At 65.4% G+C, this 19,436-nt stretch carries 20 protein-coding genes; 13 read left to right on the top strand and 7 right to left on the bottom strand.

All coding sequences use genetic code 11. The features are described from left to right. Positions 1-13: 13 nt before the first annotated feature. The 3 genes from H074_RS35990 (at position 14) to H074_RS41855 (ending at position 1,846) form a co-directional block, all read left to right on the top strand. Positions 14-457 (top strand): hypothetical protein, encoded by a 444-nt coding sequence (locus H074_RS35990; protein ID WP_007035026.1) that lies wholly within the window; start codon positions 14-16, stop codon positions 455-457. Positions 458-914: 457 nt separating this feature from the next. After that, positions 915-1,541: a prepilin peptidase gene (locus H074_RS35985; protein ID WP_007035025.1), complete on the top strand. Its 627-nt coding sequence runs from the start codon at positions 915-917 to the stop codon at positions 1,539-1,541. 164 nt (positions 1,542-1,705) lie between these two features. Continuing rightward, entirely contained in the window at positions 1,706-1,846 is a 141-nt protein-coding gene (locus H074_RS41855; protein ID WP_235096964.1) for a hypothetical protein, read from the top strand. 10 nt (positions 1,847-1,856) lie between these two features. Here H074_RS41855 and H074_RS38920 read toward each other — a convergent pair whose 3' ends face one another. The 6 genes from H074_RS38920 to H074_RS35945 form a co-directional block, all read right to left on the bottom strand. Then, complete coding sequence (locus tag H074_RS38920; protein ID WP_007035023.1) at positions 1,857-2,264, bottom strand: hypothetical protein; 408 nt, start codon at positions 2,262-2,264, stop codon at positions 1,857-1,859. Then, positions 2,261-3,316: a hypothetical protein gene (locus H074_RS35970; RefSeq protein WP_007035022.1), complete on the bottom strand. Its 1,056-nt coding sequence runs from the start codon at positions 3,314-3,316 to the stop codon at positions 2,261-2,263. The genes H074_RS38920 and H074_RS35970 overlap by 4 nt, the downstream gene beginning before the upstream one ends. A 723-nt stretch (positions 3,317-4,039) precedes the next feature. Next, entirely contained in the window at positions 4,040-4,756 is a 717-nt protein-coding gene (locus tag H074_RS35960) for a DUF3800 domain-containing protein (RefSeq protein WP_007035021.1), read from the bottom strand. A 148-nt stretch (positions 4,757-4,904) separates the two neighbouring features. After that, positions 4,905-5,777, bottom strand: a complete 873-nt coding sequence (locus H074_RS39785) for a helix-turn-helix domain-containing protein (protein ID WP_161630724.1) — start codon at positions 5,775-5,777, stop codon at positions 4,905-4,907. Next, the gene (locus H074_RS40530) at positions 5,758-6,045 is read right to left on the bottom strand and encodes a hypothetical protein (RefSeq protein ID WP_007035019.1); all 288 of its coding nucleotides are present in this window, start codon (positions 6,043-6,045) and stop codon (positions 5,758-5,760) included. The genes H074_RS39785 and H074_RS40530 overlap by 20 nt, the downstream gene beginning before the upstream one ends. 106 nt (positions 6,046-6,151) lie before the next feature. After that, on the bottom strand, positions 6,152-6,448 hold the full coding sequence (locus H074_RS35945) for a hypothetical protein (protein ID WP_007035018.1): 297 nt from the start codon (positions 6,446-6,448) through the stop codon (positions 6,152-6,154). Between the two features lie 411 nt (positions 6,449-6,859). Here H074_RS35945 and H074_RS35935 point away from each other — a divergent pair, with 411 nt between their 5' ends. The 3 genes from H074_RS35935 (at position 6,860) to H074_RS35925 (ending at position 11,903) form a co-directional block, all read left to right on the top strand. Further along, positions 6,860-8,209 (top strand): helix-turn-helix domain-containing protein, encoded by a 1,350-nt coding sequence (locus H074_RS35935; protein WP_007035016.1) that lies wholly within the window; start codon positions 6,860-6,862, stop codon positions 8,207-8,209. After that, positions 8,206-9,024 carry a class I SAM-dependent methyltransferase gene (locus tag H074_RS35930; protein ID WP_039924230.1) on the top strand — a complete coding sequence of 273 codons (819 nt, stop codon included), beginning with the start codon at positions 8,206-8,208 and terminating at the stop codon, positions 9,022-9,024. The genes H074_RS35935 and H074_RS35930 overlap by 4 nt, the downstream gene beginning before the upstream one ends. Before the next feature lie 281 nt (positions 9,025-9,305). Continuing rightward, complete coding sequence (locus H074_RS35925; protein WP_007035014.1) at positions 9,306-11,903, top strand: MFS transporter; 2,598 nt, start codon at positions 9,306-9,308, stop codon at positions 11,901-11,903. Here H074_RS35925 and H074_RS35920 read toward each other — a convergent pair. Continuing rightward, positions 11,900-12,283 (bottom strand): winged helix-turn-helix transcriptional regulator, encoded by a 384-nt coding sequence (locus tag H074_RS35920; protein ID WP_007035013.1) that lies wholly within the window; start codon positions 12,281-12,283, stop codon positions 11,900-11,902. The two genes, H074_RS35925 and H074_RS35920, sit on opposite strands and share 4 nt — an antisense overlap. Positions 12,284-12,573: 290 nt before the next feature. Here H074_RS35920 and H074_RS40870 point away from each other — a divergent pair, with 290 nt between their 5' ends. The 7 genes from H074_RS40870 to H074_RS35890 all read left to right on the top strand — a co-directional run bounded on the left by H074_RS40870 (position 12,574) and on the right by H074_RS35890 (position 19,427). Beyond that, the gene (locus H074_RS40870; protein WP_161630723.1) at positions 12,574-12,741 is read left to right on the top strand and encodes a hypothetical protein; all 168 of its coding nucleotides are present in this window, start codon (positions 12,574-12,576) and stop codon (positions 12,739-12,741) included. Then, positions 12,738-13,397 (top strand): hypothetical protein, encoded by a 660-nt coding sequence (locus H074_RS35915; protein WP_152521563.1) that lies wholly within the window; start codon positions 12,738-12,740, stop codon positions 13,395-13,397. Before H074_RS40870 ends, H074_RS35915 begins: the two co-directional genes overlap by 4 nt. Before the next feature lie 139 nt (positions 13,398-13,536). Then, positions 13,537-13,971: a hypothetical protein gene (locus H074_RS35910; protein WP_235096963.1), complete on the top strand. Its 435-nt coding sequence runs from the start codon at positions 13,537-13,539 to the stop codon at positions 13,969-13,971. 221 nt (positions 13,972-14,192) lie between these two features. Beyond that, positions 14,193-14,858, top strand: a complete 666-nt coding sequence (locus H074_RS35905; protein WP_007035010.1) for a hypothetical protein — start codon at positions 14,193-14,195, stop codon at positions 14,856-14,858. Positions 14,859-16,385: 1,527 nt separating this feature from the next. After that, entirely contained in the window at positions 16,386-17,726 is a 1,341-nt protein-coding gene (locus H074_RS35900) for a TadA family conjugal transfer-associated ATPase (protein WP_039924228.1), read from the top strand. Next, a complete protein-coding gene (locus tag H074_RS35895; protein ID WP_007035007.1) occupies positions 17,719-18,564 on the top strand; it encodes a type II secretion system F family protein in 846 nt (281 codons plus the stop codon). Before H074_RS35900 ends, H074_RS35895 begins: the two co-directional genes overlap by 8 nt. Continuing rightward, positions 18,561-19,427 (top strand): hypothetical protein, encoded by an 867-nt coding sequence (locus H074_RS35890; protein ID WP_007035006.1) that lies wholly within the window; start codon positions 18,561-18,563, stop codon positions 19,425-19,427. Before H074_RS35895 ends, H074_RS35890 begins: the two co-directional genes overlap by 4 nt. Positions 19,428-19,436 lie beyond the last annotated feature (9 nt).

Genomic DNA, 19,436 nt, shown 5'->3' with positions numbered 1-19,436 from the left:
GGAGAGATGACCCGTGAATCGTGAGATCGACCTCGACGAGGCCGAGCGCATCCTCGAGAACCTGGTCGCCGGCCGCGCACAGAAGCGGGCCGACGACCTGCTGCCTGGCGCCGAACTCGTCATCGACGGCGGCCAACGGGTCGCGCTGGCCAGGCACGTACGTCGGGACACGGATGAGCCCGCTCTCCTCTGGGTCCGGCCACTGAGCGCGGCCTTCCAAGACCCGGAAACGCGGCTACCTGTCTTCGATCTGGCGATCATCCGACGTCGGGCGCTCCAGGTCACCGCGGCACGGCTCGATGGCCCGCGGCTCCGGCTCGACCTTGTCGGTGGTGCGACGGCGACCGTGCAGCCGGCGCGTTCTGGCCAGCTCGTCGTCCTGCAGGACTTCGACACCTGGATGACCACGATCCCCGCTGGCGAGCGCGAGGGCCTCGAAGCGCTCGACCACGACTGAGCTTCATCGCATCAAGCGGCTCGTCACCGGGGCTTGTCTCGGGTATGAGTGCGACTTCAGAACCTCAGCTATGCGACGTCGAATGGGTCGCCGAACACCACGAGGCGCACGGCCAGCTGCTTGTTCGCGGCTCCTCCCTCGGAGAGATCATCACGAAGGCGACCGGTGCGCTCGTCGGCCACTTCCCGCCCGTGGGCCAGGCGGGTTTGCGTGTGCGGCCCGGGTGGTGGTGCGCGACCACTTGCGAGTGCCGTCGAGGGCTCGCGGTCTCGAATCATCCGGGGTGGCACTACCGCCGTGCACGTTCGAATGAAGTCGGTTCTTGGTACGGCGCCGAGATCCGGTTCGGGTCTGCGGGCAAGGTGTTCACACGGTCGAGCGACGTGAAGGCCGATTCGGCGGACCAGCCTCCGAGTCCGTGTGACGATCACCGAATGGACGAGGCGGCGACCGCTAGATGAACATCGACCTGCGCATCGTCGTCGGGTTCGTCCTCGGCGGCGGGTTGGCCGCAGTATCGGCTCCGCTGTTCCGCGCCACTCTCAAGACGGCGCCGAAGCGTCCCCACTACATCGCGATCGTGGTCGCAGCCGCCGTGGTCGGAGCGGCTGCCGCCGTTTGGCCGCCCAGCCTGGTCGCCGCAGGCGCCCTCCTTGCGATGATCGGCGTGCCGGCCGCCGCTGTCGACGTCGTCGAGCACCGGGTACCGGACCGGCTCACCGCGCCCCTGGCCGTGGGGGTGGCCATCACGCTGGTCACCGCGGCGCTGATTACCGATTCGGTGCCGTCGTTGACCATGGCGCTCGTCGGCGCCGTGGTGTGGGGCGGCGTGCTGCTGGTGTCGTTCGTCCTCACCGGCGATCCAGGCCCCGGCGACGTCAAGCTGGCGCCGAGCCTGGGGATGCTGCTTGGCTGGCTGGGGTGGAAGTGGCTCCTGACCGGAATCGTCGGTTCCTATCTGCTGGCCGCCCTGCTCGCCGGGCTCGGCCTGCTCGTGAAGCGTTGGAGCCTTCGTGACGGTCGTATGCCGCTCGCGCCGCCGATGCTGGCCGCCACCGTTCTGAGCGCGACGTTGGCCGCGTGAATCGAACGCACGGGGAGAACGCCATGTTCTGAGGGCTCAGACACCAGCGAAGGAGCCCGCCGATGTACGAACCTCCTTGGTACGACTAGGATCTCGAACAAGCCGCATCGAACGCGGCCCAGCGCTTCGACCTCGATGATGACCAGGCCCGTGGGTTGGTCGAGATGGTCGTCGACGCGCTGGAAGAAGGTGGCGATGCCGTCGGCGACGCGGCCTGGGATGTAGAGAACGAACATCCCGGCGTCCCAGGAGAGGACTTCGTCGAAGACGTCGCCGCAGACCTCGGTTACGAAGACCTGCTGTGAGCTGACCGGTTCAATATTCGGCGTCAGCCGCGCCCGGCTTCGAGAGCCAGCGTTCCCGGCCGTCGCGCGGCTGTCCGCCGATGAACCCATCCCAGCAAACCACCTCGTGGGCCACGTCCGTACCGAGAAGACGTGGATCCAAAGTGGACGAAGCGCGGTTGTACGTCAGCACCAGGTTGCTTCCTTGCGTGATGACCTCCGCCATCTGAAGGTGAAAACGTGCCCACTCCAGATAGTTCTTGTACGACCGCTCCAGCCTATTGGCCAGGCGTCGATGGAAGCGGTTCCGCTTGCGCGGAACGTCTGCGATCTCGTCGTGAAGCTCTTTGGCACGAGCGAAGAAGTTCTCGGCCGCGAGACAGTGGTGGGCTGCCGACATGACGTCGTCGGTCGGATTCGTTCGTTTGACTGCGATCATGATTTCCTGCCTTGTTGTCCAGGTGGGGGAGTGTCGATCAGGTTGACCTTCTTGCCGATCCGGACCGGCGCGTCAGCTGGGCCGCGCCAGTGGCCGGACACGACCTTCCAGCGCCGGAGCGAGTGGTTGGGTCCGTATGCCTGCCTTCGAAGGAACGGTGCGACCGGGAAGCGGACCCCCACGGTGCGTCCCGTCGGCTCGAAGGCCCGCGCCGGTCGAGGAGGTGCCTTCCGGCTGACCGAGAGCACTCGGACCGGGTCCGTGGAGTGACCGGCTCGCGCGGACCGCTTCCGCAACGTCTTCGGGAGGTGCTCGTCGGTTACTTCCGTGAAGCCGTTCGGCTGGCAGAAGATCCATCCGGCGTGGACTACGCGTAGCCAGTCGATCGTCGTCTTGGCGGCGGAGACCTTGGTGGGGTCGAGAACTTGCCCGCCGGGCTCGTCGGGGACGACGGCTTGGGTAGCTCCCCAGGGCATGTAGATCTCGTTGTCCCAGGTCAGCTCCGCATTCTGCGAGTGCGCGAGCCGGGTCGCTTCGGCCGTTGGGAAGCCCACCGCGCGGAACTTGGCGATGACCGCCGCGAAGTCGGTGGCGCTCCAGAAGGTCAGCCAGAGTCCACCGTCGGTATGGTTGATGAGGGTGGTCTCTCCCCAAGAGACGGCGACGATGGCGACTTCCTTGCCGTCCGCCCTCGCGTAGGTCGCCAGCGGTTCGGCGAAGAGCATGAAGCCGGTCAGTGCGGGCAAGTCCTGAGGTTCGATGTCCCAGCGGTCCCGAAGATTGCGGGCGGCATGGTGAACGAGGGGCGTGATGTCGCTGGTGACGTAGAACAGCCGCGCTTGATGAAGCCGCAGGTACTCGTCCGCCAGCATCAACTCGGCGCCGATGTCCGGATCACCGATCGGGCGAAGTGTTCCTCGGCCTTCGCGGACCATCGCCGAGGTGAACAGGTGAGCGACGGAGGTCGTGAGGTACTCGGCCAGGTGCTCGCGCAAGGCGGGAAGCTCGCGCGGCTCGGGCGGGCACCAGGCGGCTTCAGTGTGCTCGGCCATGGCGACGCCCCTCGAACCGCTTCCGAACAGCCAACGACCTCGTGTTGATGTGCCGCCTTGCGCCTCCCAAGAAACCTTGAGCACTGAGTGAACAAGGTTCAGGGTAAGTAAACTTTGCATACATAGTCAACAAGGTTTTTTTGAGGCGAGACATGCCGCGATGTCGCTGGTCCGGGTCGGACGCGCAGGTCCCTGTTAACTTCAGCCTGGTGAGCGGCGAAAACCATCGGGTGGAAGATGGCCGTCCGACCGGCGAAGGGCTGACCCTTCGATATCTCGGGATGGTCGAAATCGGGGAGTGGTTCGGGGTCTCGCATCGGACGGTCGCCCTGTGGCGGCGCCGCTACGCCTCTGGGCACCCGTTCCCGGAGCCTGACGTAGTCGTCGGTCGGACACCTGGTTGGTCGCCTGCGCGTGAGGCGGAGATCCGGACATGGGAGCGAGCGCGGCCAGGTCAAGGTGCAGGTGGCGGTCGCCCGCGAAAGACGACGTAGCCGGCTTCCTCTTATCTTCTTCGTGGCTCCCGGGTGAGGGGCTTGTGGTCGCCTGTCTCGGCCTGCCTTAGTTCCTCAGCCGTGTTCATGATCCGGAGGGGATGCCACTGGGTACAGCAGCATCGAGGGGCCACTGATAGGGGCGAGGCCTCCCGTGGAGGCGTGGATGGTAGCTGTTCAATGACTGGGATTCGTGGGCAATTGACGCGTGCCCATCTGGGCGCAGCGCTCAGTGGGCTGGCCAGGGCTGGCGCCACGTATGGGTATGGTCGGAGATCACGCTGGTAATTCTGGCGATTGCGGCTTTGGCATACGGATGACTGTCCCGCTTGTTCCATTGACGCTGTAGCGCATAGGCCACAAGGTCGGCCAACTGTACTCCAGGGCTCGTGTGCGAGCGCACGAAGTGCATAGAGTCGATAACGGTCCGGAGCTTTGCCCCGGGCACTTCACCTCCGCGCCAGTCCTGGAGGTCGGCGACCATCTTCACCGCTCGCAGTTGATGTTCTTTATGCTCGTCCGCGATGAGAATCTTGTTTCCTCCGGTTTTATCGATCTTTTCGAGGAGGAACTGTAGGGCTAGGAGGTATGCGTTCTCGTCGGCGTTTCCTTCGTATCGCTTGTGCAAGCGTTCCTTGTGGATGCTGGCGTAGGACACGTCGATGTCCAGGTCGTCGAGGACCGTGATCGCATCCTCGTACACGGCGATCCGCTCGGCGTACCCTAGGGAGTCCCAAGGGCCTGTACCGTTCCAGATTTCGTTTCCGTGAAGCTCGAAGGCGGCGGGCAGCCAGTCTAGGTGCTTCCACGCCACCTTGCGGAACGCCTCCGCGAGGGGCTGGACCTTATCCTCGTGGACGAGGACGGCGGCCAGCGTTAGCAACTCTTGGTTCTTGGCGCCCTTCCCGACTGAACCTGTCTCATCGATGTACACGAGGTGTGCCATGCGTCTAGTATGGCCGACCGAAGCGTATGGCAAGGGAACGACATCATCCGCACCCTTGCTAGTGACTCGCCGGCACCGGTAGGGGCTGCACAGCGGCGCGACGGCTGGACCATGGCGGCGACACCGTTAGACGAAGCTGCTCGAAACCTTAAGGACGTGCCGCCGAGCTGATCTTTTCCGTGGATTCCTTCTCGTTCGGGGCTGTCTCGCGAAGTTCGTTCAGCTTCCGCAAGTACGGCGCCAGGTCTTCGACATCTTCCAGTACCAACATCGCGGTGGCGGTGTGAACGGCGAGGACCGAGTTGCCGTCGTAGTCCTCGAAGAAGCCGAATGCAGTTTGAAGTTCATCGTCGAAGCTGTCGGACGGAATGATGTGCACGTGGCAGTGCGGCACGGTCGAGGTGATCACCAACTGAAGGAGTTGTTCATCCAGGACGCTGCGCATGGTCGGGTCGTGGAGAGCAACTTCGTCGATGTAGAAGGTGGCGTCGAAGCCCTCTGCCACGCTCTGGAGTACTTGTTGCCGTGAAAGCCGTGCCTGCAAGGCTTCCTTGATGAGCGGGTCCTTGGGGTTCCGGTTGTGTCGCAGCATCACTTCCGCGTACTGCTCGCTCTGCAGCAATGAAGGGATCCGCCGCGGTTCATAGAACGTCATGGTCTTGGCGCTCGCGTGCAGGAAGTCGAAGGTCGGGAGCAGATCGGGCATGTTCTCCGGGTGGCGTTGGAGGTCGTAGCCATTGGCCGGTGACTCAGCCAACTTCTTCAGGCGATCGAACTCGGCCGGTTCCGTCCCGGCTTTTGCCAGGTAGGTGACGATGTCCAGAGGAGACCCTTCGCGCTGTCCGCTCTCCAGCCGAGAGACCTTCGGTGCTCCCCAGCCGAATGGGCGGCAGATATCGACTTGAGCCAGGCTGGAAGCCTCTCGTGCGCGCCGCAATGCGGCGCCGAGCTCTCGGCTTTTGGCTGTTGACTCCTCGGCACGCTTGGATCGTGCCGGTGGTTCAGGTGCCGATTTGAACACGATGGATCACTTTCTCAAGTCGGGCTTGGTCACGGCCACTGAGGACTTGTGGCCAGGGTCGGTGGTGGAGTTCGGCTGGGATGAGAGCCGCCAGCGAGAGCCGCGCGGCGAGCACTTCCCTTGCCGCGACGTCAAACCGTTCGCACGGCCACTGCTGGCTGAAGCAGATTGAGCAGAGGAACGTGACGTCGGGGTCGGGCAGATGTGCGGTCAGGTCGCATACCCCGGATGCGACCTTGCCCAACGGGCTGTCGCTGTCGACGATCACGCAGTTCCACGACCGGATCGATGGTGGTTCTTCCATGATCGGGCCACCCGCCTCGGCGTCGTCACGGGAATGGGTAAGTCTCGTTCGGGCTACTCGGCAAACCGCCCTACGGCCTCCTGGGTTCCTGTGACAGCGGAAGTAGGGCTTCCAGGTACGGCCGTGGCTGGGGCGGGAGAACGATGACTTCGGTCGGCTCGTCGTCCAGCAACTCAGGCTCGGCCGAAGGCCATTCGATTTCCTCATCCTTTCGCTGCCGTCTGACCCTGGCGACGATCGCCAAAGCCGCCCAGTACGGCTGCCCTCGGAACAGGTGGATTCGGCGGCGCCTTCTGAAATGGCTGACGAAAAGCCAGATCAGGCAGACGGTGACTGCGGCAGCGCTGACAGACCAGAACATCGACATGGCGGCCTCCTGGACGGCATTCGCTCAGAAGCCTTCGCGAAGCCGGTAGGCCAGCCGGGCGGAAACGCACGGCCAGATCTGTCCGCAGCACGAGCATCGGCCGTGGAGCGGGTCGGTGTCGGGGAAAGGCGCGTGTACGGCGAGATACAGCGTCAGCAAGCTATACAACTGGACGGGTTCAGGATCCTGCGAGGGGGTGGCTCGCGATTTGGTCGGCCAGAACGGCATCCGACGCTTCGAATGGCGGCGCATCGAGTTCTTGCAGACGGTTGTCGTCATCGCTGACCTCCGGACGCGAGTGGTTTCTTGGACTTCCACCACTCTGGCGTGACCGGTATAGTTACGTAACGGGGTAACGTCGCTACGTTTGGTATTTACCCTCATTTACCCCCTGGCAGAGCCGGAGACCACATGGCCGACGAGAGTGTCACCGCCGAGACGGCGCAAGCCCGTCTCGCTGGGGAGATCAAGCGGCTCCGGGGTGCGGCCGACCTGAGTCAGTCCGGCCTGGGTGAGCGGGTGGGATACACCCGGAACTACGTTTCCATGGCCGAACGGGTCGGCGGGAATCTTCCGTCGCAGAATCTCGTCGAGTCACTCGATCAGGCCCTTGGCGCCGCAGGGCGGCTGTGCGCGCTTTGGCGCGAAGCCAAGAAGGAGCAACAGGTTCGTCGTCGCTTGGGGCGAGTTACGGTCCTGACCAGTTCACCAGAAGGGGTTGAAGATGCCGACCTCAGCCGGCAGGCAGTCGCCGAGGATGCGCGCGATGCCGCGCGGACTGCGCGCATGATCGCGTCTTCGGGAACGACGAACGAGGCCGTCGAACAGTTCGACTCCGAGATCCGCAGGATCGCCGCGGCTTACATCTCCCGGCCGCTGGTCGACGTCTTCGGCGAAATTCGGGAATTACGTCAAGAGGTCTTTCGGATGCTCGACAGCAACCGGATCCCGAACCAGCTTCGTGACCTCTATCTGCACGCGAGCAGGCTCGGCGGCTTGCAGGCGCACGTGTCGCTGGACCTCGGTGACTACCGTGCCGCCGACATCCACGCGCAGACCGCGTGGCTGTACGCCAAACTCGCCGGACATCAGGACATGCTCGGCTGGATCAAGGCGCTCCAGAGCCTGATCGCCTACTGGGATGACCGGCTCGAGGACGCTGTCGAACGGGCACGGGAAGGTGCGTTGTTTCGGCCGCGTGGAACGACTGGAGCGCGCTTGGCGAGTCTCGAAGCGCGGGCATGCGCGGCACGCGGTGACGAACAAGGAACGCTGACCGCACTCGATGTCGCGGAGACCGCGCGCGCCGACGCGACCATGGACGAGTACTCCGGCGTCTTCACCTTTCCCGCGGCGAAGCAGTCGGTGTACGCCGGAACCACGCTGCTGACCTTGAAGAGCAGTCCGGCACTGGCAAAACAGGCCATCGGAAAGTCGCAGTTCGCGCTCGACGTCTACCAGGCGGCGGCCCCCGCCGATCGTTCCGCGGGAGACATCTTCGCTGCCCGCCTCGACTTGGCTGGCGCACATATGGTCCTGGGCGATCTAGACGCCACGCAGTCGTTCCTGGTTCCCGTTCTCGCCGCGCCTCAGGTGCGCCGAACGGCCAGCATCGTCAAGAGGGCCCGCGACATCGGAGATCGATTGAGCTCCACGAAGTACCTCACAACGGCCAGCGCCAAGGGGTTGCGCAACGAGATCCGGGAGTTCTGCGCGCCGCCACCCGCGCTTCCGCCGGGATCGACGGTGGTCGCGAAGTGACGTCGCGACCTGAGGGCGTGGACACGACGAGCCGTGCCAAGCTCGCCGGAAGTGCGTACAAGGACGAAGCCGACCTCGCCGCACGGCAGTCGCTGTACGGCTGGCAGCAGCCGCGCTACGACCTGCCTGGCATCGTCCTCGAACATCTGCCGGCTTCGGCCGCGAGCGTGCTCGACCTGGGCTGCGGGAACGGGAAGTTCCTCGACCGCATCCGGCGTGAGCGTCCGCAGGCGCTCGTCATCGGAGCTGACATCTCGCCGGGGATCCTGGCGCCCTTGCCACCGCCGACCGTGGCGGCTGACGCGGCGGCGCTGCCCTTCGCGTCTGGACGGTTCGACGTCGTCCTGGCGCTGCACATGCTGTACCACGTCGCCGACCTGCCTGCGGCGCTCGAAGAGATCCGCCGGACGCTCGTTCCCGGCGGCCTCGTGTTCGTCTCGACGAACGCGCACAGCGACAAGGTTGAGCTGGACGACCTCTGGTCAGCGGCCGCCGGCGACGTCCTCGGCATCGACAACGGGCCGAGGCGGGTGGCGCTCAGCGAACGGTTCGCGCTCGAAGACGCGCATCGCCTGCTCGAGCCGTACTTCGAACAGGTCACCACGGTCGACCTTCCCGGCGTGATCACCGTCCGCGAGCCCGAACCCGTGCTCGCGCACCTCCGTTCGTACCGGGCTTGGGCTGACGAAGGCGGCGTCCCGTTCGACGCGACGATCGATCGTGCACATGAGCTGCTCGTCCAGCACATCGACCGGCACGGCGAGTTCACGATCTCCTGCCGCGGCGGCGTCATCGTCGCGCGAAAGCGGCTCTGACCAGGCAACTCACAAGTTGATCACCTTGGGTAGTCACGTACTACAAACGGGCGAAAAGTCGCTGATCGTGGTCACGTGACGACACTCCGGGCATACCGTGAGTTTCGGGAGAGGGACGAACGACCCGGCATGGTCAGTCCGGCGGGAGCGTGACCGCGCGACCGCATGCTGAGTTGTCGCCTGGGAGTGCGTGTAGGGGGAACGGATATGGCGGAGCGCCGCCGTGCCGGCTTTGCCGTGCCGTTGCGGAACCCGGAATTCCGGGCGCTTTGGGTCGCCGGGTGCTGTCGATCGGCGGCGACCAGATCGCCCGGGTCGCGTTGTCGTTGCTGGTGTTCAAGGAGACCTCGTCGGCGGCGTTGACCGCGTTGACGTACGCCTTGACCTTCATTCCATCCGTGCTCGGCGGCTTCCTGTTGTCCGGTCTCGCCGACCGCTTTCCGCGGCGAGCGATCCTGGTCGTCACCGACGTCATTCGCGCGGTCCTCGCTGCGGCGATGGCGCTGCCAGGGCTTCCGCTGCCTGTGCTGTGGGCGTGCGTCGCGGTGCTCAGCGCGGCGGCGGGACCATTCAAAGCGGCGCAGTCAGCGTTGCTGCCGCAGGTTCTCGGCCGAGAGGATTTCCCGGCCGGGCTCGCACTGCGGCAATTCACCGGTCAGGTCGCTCAGGTGGTGGCTTTCGGATCCGGCGGGCTTGTGCTGATGTTGATCGAGCCGCATCTTGGAATGCTGGTGAACGCGGGCACCTTCGTGCTGAGCGCCGTGATCATCCTCAAGGGCGTGTCGTCGAGGTCGGTCAGCCGAATCGACACCGAGAAAGAGGAGCCAGCGCAAGCGCCTGCCCGAACGTGGTTCCTGCTTTACGCCCTGGTCCTGCTGGTGGGCGTCTACGTCGTGCCCGAGGGCTTGGCGGTGCCGTATGGACACGCGCTGGGGATCTCCGCCTTCGGCATCGGTTTGCTGCTCGCTGCCGACCCGCTGGGGAGCGCCATCGGGGCCTGGCTCACAACGCGGTTCCGCTTGCCCGCTACGCCGCTGACCGCGTTGCTGTTCGCGGTGGTGGCCGGCTTGCCTCTCGCCGCCTGCGTCTTCGAACCGGGAGTGGTCACTTCGATCGTCCTTTGGGCGGCATCCGGTGCCGTCTCGACCGCCTTTCTCATCCAGGTGCAGACCGTCGTCGTCGACCTGGTGCCGGATGCCCGGCGCGGGGGAGTGATGGGTCGGATGTCAACGTGCCTGCAGTGTTCGCAGGGCATCGCGATCCTGGGCGGCGGGCTGGCCGCCCAGCAGTTCGGGCCATTCAGAGCGGTTGCCGCCGCGGGCGCCGTCGCGGTCGGCGTGGCGGCGGGGATCAGCGTGCTGTGGGCCCTGACCCGCTCCCGGCGGCGAGCCGGGAGCGAGCGTGGTTCAGCGAATGAGGACGCGCGAGATCACCAGTCCTTGTTGGTCATCGATGAACCCTCCTCCCAGCGAACGGACTGCCTGGACGGCCCGCCCGCTGAGAACACCCCGACGACGGCGTCCGCCGGAGGACCGCCTGGGGACGCAAGCGACTCAAGTATGCAGGTCAGAGCCTCCGATGTGACCAGCGAGGCCTCCGGTGATACAGAACGTATTTGGAATGTCACACGGTGGAAGCTCTGGTCGCTGCAGGGACGGGTGATCGCCTTCGTTCTTGCGGTCGAGATCGCCGCGGTCGTCTTCACGCTTCTGCTGGACGGGTTCACGCCGGTGAGCCGATCCGATCTCTTCCGGTTCGGTGTCCTGGTGGTGCTCGGACTCCTCGCGGCGGAAGTGACCCGGGCTGTCGAGCAGATGCGGCGCCGGTTCTCCGATACACCGCACGTCAACATGAGCTCGGTATGGACCCTCGCAGCGGCCTTGCTGGTCACGCCGGCTTTAGCGGCAGTGATCGCGGTCATCCTCTACGGACACATGTGGTGGCGCAGCTGGCGTCGAGTGTCCGGCATGTGCCTTTACCGGGTGGTGTTCAGCGCGAGCTCGGTGGTCGTCTCCTGTTGTTCGGCCATCGCGGTGGCCCGCTGGCTCCCCCCTGTCCAAGCCCTCGAACGCATCGACGACGGCGCACTGTTGGGTCTGGCCGTAGTGGTCGTCTGCTATTGGCTGGTGAACTCGGCATTGGTCGCCGGGGTGATCGCGTTGTCGCCTGGCAAGCGGTCAATCGGGGCACTGGTCGGCAGCTGGAGCGAGAACAGCCTCGAGTTCGCGACGTTGTGCGTCGGCGTCCTGGTCACGTTGTTGATGGTCTGGCATCCGCTCGCGCTGGTCTTCGTCATGCTGCCGCAGTATGTGCTGACGCGCAGCGTTCTCGTTCGGCAGCTCGAAGCCGCGGCGACCACGGACAGGAAGACCGGCTTGCTCAACGCCGAGACGTGGAAGACTCTCGCGGAGAACGAGGTGGCCAAAGCTCGGCATCACCATGCGCCGATCGGCGTGCTGATGATCGATGTTGACAAGTTCAAGTCCGTAAACGACACCTACGGACACATTGCCGGTGACAGGGTCCTGCGCGAGATCGCACAGGCGATCGTCGAAAACGTTCGGTCGTACGACATCGCCGCGCGATTCGGAGGAGAAGAGTTCGTCGTTCTGCTGCCGAGCGCTGATACGGCGGCCTCGGCTGGTATCGCGGACCGTGTCTGCGAGGCGGTTCGAGGGATGAGGTTCGATAGAGAATTGGGCGATTTGCGCCTTAGTGTCTCAATTGGTGTAGCTTCCTATCCGGAAGCGGGCGAAACCCTCAACGATGTGCTCGTGGCGGCGGACAACGTCCTGTTCGCGGCGAAGGACGCTGGGCGGGACAGGGTTCGTTCATTGATCCCGGCCCCTCGCCGTACGGCATCCGCCAGGGCGGATTAAACGCCTCGGCGGTCGGCTTCGTCGGCGTGGCGTTCCGCTTGGTAACCCTGAGCCCACTCGGCCAGCGGCCGGATGGCGCGGAGCAACGAACGTCCCGTCGGAGTGAGCACGTACGAAACCGTCGCGAAGTTGCCCGATTCGGCGTGCCGCTCGATGAGCCCGTCCTCGCGAGCACGCTGCAGGGTGTCGCTCAGCACTCGGTTCGAGAGCAAGCGGTCTCGGTCGGTGCGCTTCTCGACGTCGTTGATCGAGGCCAGCAATTCCTTGAAAGGCGTCTCGCCGCGAGCAAGCCCGGCCAAGACGGCGACGGTCCACCTGCCCCTCAAGAGATCCAAGGCGGTCTGGACGCTGTGCCGGTACGGAATTTCCCACCCCTCCATACCGACCAGCTAACACGATTCGCGACGGCTTGCGCGCGAGCAATTCTACTCATCCCTACACCCGGACGAGTGAACAAAAGCCCTGATGAGCCAAGGCTCACCCGATGTTGACCTTGCCCTCACCAGGCCGGAAAGCGGTATTCCTGATTTGCCAGGAACGGACTGCCTGGCGACGCAGGAGAAAGAAACGAAGGCCGGCTGGACAACCTCCCCCGTTCGAGGAACTCGCAAGCGCCTCGGGCAGCTCCAGCCGGCCTTCGCCTTCAAACAGGTTCACGGAGGGAGGCCGGATGCCAGCCGAATACGTTCTCGACTGTGGTGATCGAGCGAAGCTCCCCGCGGGCGAAGACGATGAAGAACTGTTGAGCCGGTTCATCTGGTGTGACGAGTGCCGGATCTGGCGGCGCGTCATCGAGCAGGTGGATCCCGCCGATCTGGATGCCGAGGTCGGAGGATGACCGTCACCGATTTCACCGAGCGCTTGAGGAAGGCTCGACGACGTGTGTCCGACCTGGAGCCGCCGGCGAAGAGCACATCGCGTTGGCTCAACCTCGCCACGGTGGTCGTCGCTCTGGTATTCGCTCTGGTCATCGTCCATCTCGTCGCGGTCCTCAGGGACAAGACGGTGCCCGCGCTTGTACTGGCCAGGGATGTCGGCGCAACTCAGCCGTTCACCGAAGCAGACTTGGCCGCTGTCGACCTGGTCCCTGACCACGACGTCCGCTTCATCAGAGCGGCCGACCGAGCCGCTGTCATCGGTCGCGCGCCTGCCGTCGGCCTTCAAAAGGGGACGCTCCTCGCTGCGGCCAGCCTCATACCGGAGGGCGTGCCGGGAACCGGATTTCAGGTGGTCGGCCTGCGGGTCGAAGCCGGCCACCGACCAAGCCAGCCTCTTTGGCCGCATGCGCGGGTCTGTGTGTCTCCTCTGCCGCAAGCACTGCCCTGTGACTCGCTCTCGTTGGCGAGAAACGCGTTCGTCGCCAGGGTCGCCGGAGTCGGAACACCTGACTCTGACGGGACTGTCGTGGTCGACGTGATCGTCGATTCCGAGCACATCGGTCCGGCTCTGGCTGCGGCAAGTGGGTCCGTGATCATCAGCCTCAGGGGAGCATGAAATGAAGTCCAAGTTCGTGATCGTCTTGCTCTTCGCGGCCACCACGGCCGCGTGCAGCGAAACTGGAAACACGCCCTCGGCCACGCCGGCCGCACTTCCGGCATCCCCGACATCAAGTCACGTCCCGACAGCTGAGGACGTGGCGAAGCAGAAAGCGCTCGAGGCTTACGAAGGCTACTGGCGCGTCAGCACCGCTGCGGAGAAGGCACCGCAGTCGAAGGACTGGCGCTCAGCGCTGGGCGAGTACCTCGTCGACCCGGAGCTGACGCGTCACCTCGCGGAAATCCAGAACCTGGCCTCCGTGCCATCGCATATGGAAGGTGACTATCGGCGTGCCCCTGCGGTGACCGCGGTGTCGCTCGACGAGTGCGACCCGCGGATCAAGATCACCGACTGCCTGGACCGGACTGGACTCCACCTGATCAGCGACAAACCGGGCGAGCAGGGGCGGGTTCTCGACAACCCGGACCAGCCGCGACGGTACGAGTTCCGGGCCGAGATCGTCCGGTACGCCAGCCTGAACGACCGCTGGCTGGTCCAGGTCGTCGACGCCGCCTTGGACAAGCCATGCTGACGAAGACGATCGGCTCGGCGCTGCTGGTGACCGCGATGGTCAGCCCGGCGGCGTGGGCCGGCCCGGCGCCAGGCCCAGGTGGTTGCCAATCCTCGGGGGTGCGCGGCACCTGCTGGGTCGGTGCGACAGATCCCGGCCGTCCGGGGCGCGAGGGAGGCCAGCCGGGGACAGGACCAGCCAGCCCGGGAAAGCGCGCCGGACCTGCTCCGCAATGCGTTCCGATGGCGATTCCCCAGCCGGCGAGCGGCGACCCGATGTGGGCGGGAAAGGACGCGTCGAAGGGGCGGCTGGTCGTGATGATCTGCGGCGTCGGCGGGCCCGGCGGTGGGTATCCCGGCGACGCTCGGGTGGCTTACGTGTCCAATGGAGCCGAGGCTCCCGTCGTCCCGCAGGTTTCGCCCGCCGAACTCGCTCGGCAGGCGATCGACCAGATGGGACTCTCGGCGCCCGACATCAGGCTGGCGCCGCCCGCCGATTCGCCGTATGGAGCCACGATCGGCTTTCCGGTGTGGATGTGGAGCGCACGAAGCGAGGCCACCACCGGCCCAGTCATCCGGACTGCAACCGCTGGAACCGTCAGCGTGACGGCTATCGCCAAACTCGCTCGCATCACCTGGTCGATGGGCGATGGGGCGACGAAAGCTTGCGCTGGACCGGGCACGCCGTTCACCGAAGACAGAGCTGGCCTCGCGTCACCTGACTGCGGGCACGTCTACCTGACGAAGGCTTCGTCCGGTGCCTTCGCCATCGCCGCGACCGGCCACTGGGAGATCAGCTGGTCCGGCGGCGGGATGTCCGATTCCGAGGCGATGGACCTGACATCGAGCGCCAGGTTGCCCGTCCGCGAAATCCGCACGCTGAACTCCGGGGAGGACGGCCATGAATGACCCAGCTCAACTCGAGAAGCCATCGCTCGCGCCCGAGATCCGCCCACTTCGGCGGCGCCCCTCGAAGCTACTGATCCTCGTGGGTCTCGTACTGGCTGCGCTGTGCGCGACCGGGACCGTGTTCATCTACCGGAACGTCGACACGACGATCGCCGCGGTAGGTGTCGCCGCTCCTGTCCGATACGGGCAGGTCGTCCTCGACAGCTCCGTGCGCGAGGTCCAGGTCCGACCTGATCCTGGCCTCACACCGGTGCTATGGAAGGACCGGTCGCAGCTCATCGGGCGGAAGGCCACGACGAATCTCTGGCCGGGGAGCGTGCTGACCGCGCAGGCGGTCGGAGGAGAGCTCCCGCCAAGGGCGGGAGAGCAACTCCTGGGTATCGCCGTCAAGCCGGCTCAGCTCCCGGCGACTCCGCTGGAGCCGTTGAAGCCTGTTCTCCTCGTTCCTTCCGGCCAGGGCGGCACAGTGACCGAAACCTGGGAACCCGTGCAAGGGACGGTCATCCGCGTTGGGAGCGAGATCAGACCGGACTCCGTGTGGTCGACGTCGTCGTGGCCGATCACCAGGGCCCGAAGCTCGCGACCAAGGGATCCGTGGGCACGGTCGCGATCGTTCTGCTGCCGGGGAGTTGAGCGAACCATGCTGATCACATTCACTTCCCTACGAGGAAGTCCGGGGACCTCGGCCGCGACGCTGGCCTTGACGTGGGCATGGCCGCGGCACGCTGTCGCCGCGGAGTGCGATCCGTCCGGCGGCCAGGCGCTGGCGGTGTTCGACCCGGGCGGTTCGCTCGGCCACCGAGGGATGTTCGAGGCGATGCTGGCCGCGCGGACGATGCCGTTGCCGCAAGCGTTGTGGCAGCAGGCGATCACGCTGCCGGACGGCACCGGACGACACTTTCTCCTGCCGGGGCCGCAAACGACCTCGGATTGCGGAAAGCCTGCAATGGCAGCGACTGGCGCTGACGTTCCGGACCTGGGAGTCGGTCGACGTCCTGGCGGACTGCGGTCGACTTCGTTCCCGCGGCATGCCGCACGCTGTCCTGGGGAACGCCGACCTGACGGTGCTGGTCGTACGCAACGACCGGCATTCGCTCCGAGCCCTGTCGTCCTCTGTGGACTTGGTTCGCGAAGAGATCGGCCTGCTCGGCACAGCAGATGATGGCTTGGTGGTCGTTGTTGCGGCTACTCCCACTGGGTTTCCACTCAAGGAGGTCGAGAGGCAGTTCGCGAAACTCGGTCTACCGGTTGTCGGTGAGATGCCGTGGGATCCGTCCTCCGCCACGCAGTTCACGGACACGTTTAGGCCAGGCAGACGCTTCGAGACCTCGTCGTTGCTTGAAACGTCCCGAAAGCTCGGATTCGAAATCGGCAAGCGAGCCTTCACTCGGTCGCGAAGGCTTCGAGGGCGGTCGATCCTTCAGCAGGCCCCGGCCAGGCAAGAGAGGCCACGACGTGAGCTCGTGCGGAGGCCGCCACCGCCCTCGATTCCGCGGCCTGCCGGATCTGCTGGCGAGGGGAACCGCCATGCTGGTTGAACAGGACTTCGCGGGAGCGGACGAGCTTGTCGATCGTGTCCAACAAGTTCTCGCGAAGCAGGTTGAAGAAGAGATGGCACGCCATAGCGAGCCGGAATCGGGAAGTTTCGAGCGTGCGCTCGCCGGAAAGCTGATCGACGAAGTCCTCTCGGCTGCGATCAAGGAGTGGGTCGGCCGAGGTAAGCCCTTTCTTGACCCCGGCAAAGAGTGGTTCGTCAAGCAGGCCGTGATGGCGGAGATGTTCGGCCTGGGACGGCTGGAACCGTTGCTGGCGGACGAAGGCGTCGAGAACATCGACATCATCGGCAACGAGCCCGTCTGGCTGTCCTACGCGGACGGCACGGTCATGCGCGCACCCCGGATCGCACCGACCGACGAAGCCTTGCTTCGCTGGTTACAGCGCCTGGCTGCCCGCCACGGCCGGACCGAGCGCTCCATCAACAGCACGTCACCCCTGCTGAACATGGAACTACCAGGCGGGGAGCGCCTGGCCGCCACCATCGAAGTCAGTGACCGCCCGCACGTCTCCATCCGGCGGCACCGGCTGTCCAAGACAGGGCTGGCGGACCTCCGCAAGCGGCGGATGATCTCGACGGCGCAGCTCGCGCTCTTGCGCGCGGCAGTGCGAGCGGAGAAGAACATCGTCGTTTGCGGCAGGCAACGGGCGGGGAAGACGACCCTCCTGCGGGCCCTCTGCTGGGAGATCCCTCCCGACGAACGGTTCGCGACACTGGAGACGGAGTTCGAACTCGGCCTGCACCGGCATCGTGATCGCTTTCCTGCTGTGGTCGCGTTCGAGGAACGGGTCGGTAATTCGGAGCGGTCCGGCGGCACCGTCGCCGACCTGTCGCACTTGGTCTGGCAGTCGCTTCGCATGCACACCACGCGCACGATCGTGGGCGAGGTCCGCGGCCGCGAGATCATCCCGATGCTCGACGCGCTTTCGACGGGCGGATCGGGCTCGCTCTCCACACTGCACGCCCGCAACGCGGGGGACGCCATCAACCGAATGGCCCGCCTCTGCCTCGAGGGGAACTCGGCTTGGACCCCCGAGTTGGCGCACGAAACCGTGGCACACGCGATCGATCTCATCGTGCACGTCGAGCTTGTCGCCGACAGAAGCAGTCTCGATCGCTACGTTGCCGAGATCATCTTCGTCGAAGCCGGCGAGTATGGGCGACCTGCGCGGACCTACCTGTTCCAACGTGCTGCAGGCCGCCGTTCGGTGCCTACCGGCAATCTGCCGACCGACATCGACGACTACGAGCGTGCCGGGTTCGACCGGAACTGGCTGACCTGTGGCAGCGATGGGGAGTGGGCACATGCCTGAACTCGTCCTTGTTCTGCTCAGCGTCGGTCTCGTCGGCAGTCTGGCCCTCATCGTCGCCGGAGCGTTCGGTATCGGCCGACGGCGACGGCTTGTCTTCCAGCCGAAGGCACTTCGGCGGCATCGCGGCCTGCGTTGGCGAGGACCGCTCGCACTGTCAGCCGGCGCTCTGGTCTGGCTTGTCTCCGGCTGGCCGATCGCTGGGGTGGCCATCACGGTATTCATCGTCTTCCTGCCGTGGCTTTTCTCAGCGGGAGCGATCGCCAAGCAGCGCATCGAGCGACTGGAAGCCCTGGAAACCTGGTTGCGACGTCTCAGCGACGTCATGGCGGCGGACAACACGGGGCTCGTCAGCGCCATACAGAGCTCCACCCGCGAAGCGCCGGCGTGCCTCGCCCGCGAGCTGACCACGCTGGCGTATCGCCTACGGACCTGGGACGTGCAGGAAGCCCTGCTCGAGTTCGCCGACGACATCGACGACCAGATCGGGGATGCCACGGTAGCCGGTCTCTGCGTCGCGCACCGCCAAGGCTCAGGGGTTGTTGGTCTGCTGCGTGCGCTCGCTCGGCAGGTTGCCGAGGACATCGTCGCTCGCCGGACCGCGGAATCCGAACGGGCCCGAAGGAGGTCAACCGCGCGGATCCTGCTCAGCATCTGGGCGGCGATGTTCGTGGGCATCGCTCTCTTCGGTAGCTCGATGTACACCTCGGCCTATGCCACTGCGGTTGGGCAGGTTGTCCTGGCTGTGGTGCTCGGTCTGGTCGGGGCCTCCGCGGTATGGCTGCGGCAATTGGGTCTCGAGCCGCCGGCCGCCCGATTCCTCGCCCGGCGGCGGACATGAATACGTTCGGCCAACTCATCCTGCTGGCCTTCGGAATCGCCGGCGGCACGACACTGATCGTCGCGGCATACGTGCCCGGACGCCTCCGGCTCAGCGATGTCCTGAACGGTCCACCTGTCGTTTCGGACAGTTCGTCGCTGAATCCAGCGTTCCGGGCGTTGATCCGGCTCGCCGACCGCTGCGGAGCGAGGGTGCCGACCACAGATCTCGACCTTGTCGGCCAGACACGCGAATCCTTCATGCTGAACCGCATCGGCTATGCGTCCGCCGGAGCTCTGGCGGTTCCGCTGACGAGCGCGGCACTCGCGATCCTCGGCGCTGGGACACCGGTCTTTCTGACTGGAGCGATGTCACTGTGCGCGGCAGTATTCGGCTGGACGCTTCCGCGACTCCTGCTGCATGCCAAGGCGCAGAAGGCGCGGGCGGCGTTCCGAGACGCCCTTGTCGCCTACGCGCACCTCGTCGCTCTCGGACGTCTCGGCGACCGCGGCCCGGTCGAAGCGATGCGCTATCCGGCCTCGTTGGGCGAAGGCTGGGCGTTTCACCGCATCCGGCTGGCGATGAACGAAGCATCCCTGCGCGGCCGGATGCCTTGGGAAGGTCTCGAGCGCCTCGCCGATGAGCTGGGTGTCCGTGAACTCAGGGATCTCGGCCACATCATCACCAGCGCGAGCGAGGGCGGAGCGAGCATCGCGGACACCCTGCGCTCGAAAGCGGCATCGATCGCTCAGCAAGGCCTGGCGGATCAGAAGACCAGCTCGTCGATCCGTTCGGATCGGATGGACATGCCGATCGCCGTGATGGGCTTGGCATTCATCGTCTTTCTCGCCTTCCCCGGCATCTTCACGATGCTCGGCACCTGAAACAGAGGA

Origin of the sequence: Amycolatopsis decaplanina DSM 44594 (assembly GCF_000342005.1) — a bacterium.
GTDB classification, from domain to species: Bacteria; Actinomycetota; Actinomycetes; order Mycobacteriales; family Pseudonocardiaceae; genus Amycolatopsis; species Amycolatopsis decaplanina.
The sequence above is the reverse complement of the archived record's forward strand: the minus strand, read 5'-3'. Positions and strand labels throughout refer to the sequence as shown.